The following is a 412-nucleotide window of genomic DNA, read 5'->3' as shown; positions in this document are numbered from 1 at the left end:
ACGACGCGCGCCATGGCGCGTCGGGCGCTGCTTCCTCCGATGCGGGCACTGAGTGCGCCCGCGATGCCCAGGGTGATCAGTACGGCGGTGAAGGTGACCGATACCCGCCAGGTGGCGGGTGGGAGCAAGATTGCCAGTAGCGGTAGCAGCGCGCCGAGGGTGAAGGAGCCCGCGGACGCGGCGGCGGCCTGGATGGGGTCGGCGAGGTCATCGGGGTCGAGTTGTAATTCGGCGTCCAGGTGCGCGGCCAGCACATCGTGGGCGGTGAGCTCCGTGGCCACGGTCCTTGCGGTGGCTGGCGAGAGGCCGTTGGCTTCATAGAGCGCGGTGAGTTCGGCGAGTTCTTGTTCAGGTGTTTCGGCAAGTTCCCGCTCTTCTTGGGCGAGTAGCGCGGTTTGGCTGTCACGTTGGC

1 protein-coding gene is annotated in these 412 nt (G+C 67.5%); it reads right to left on the bottom strand.

Features of this window, described 5'->3' with window-relative positions; all coding sequences use genetic code 11:
* Positions 1-412, bottom strand: a 412-nt coding sequence (locus RM423_RS25075; RefSeq protein WP_311425749.1) for a VIT1/CCC1 transporter family protein, incomplete at both ends; no start/stop codon positions are given.

It is taken from the genome of Jatrophihabitans lederbergiae, assembly GCF_031845305.1.
Classification (GTDB): domain Bacteria; phylum Actinomycetota; class Actinomycetes; order Mycobacteriales; family Jatrophihabitantaceae; genus Jatrophihabitans_A; species Jatrophihabitans_A lederbergiae.
Note: the sequence above shows the minus strand (reverse complement) of the source record. Positions and strands in the feature narration are given on the sequence as shown.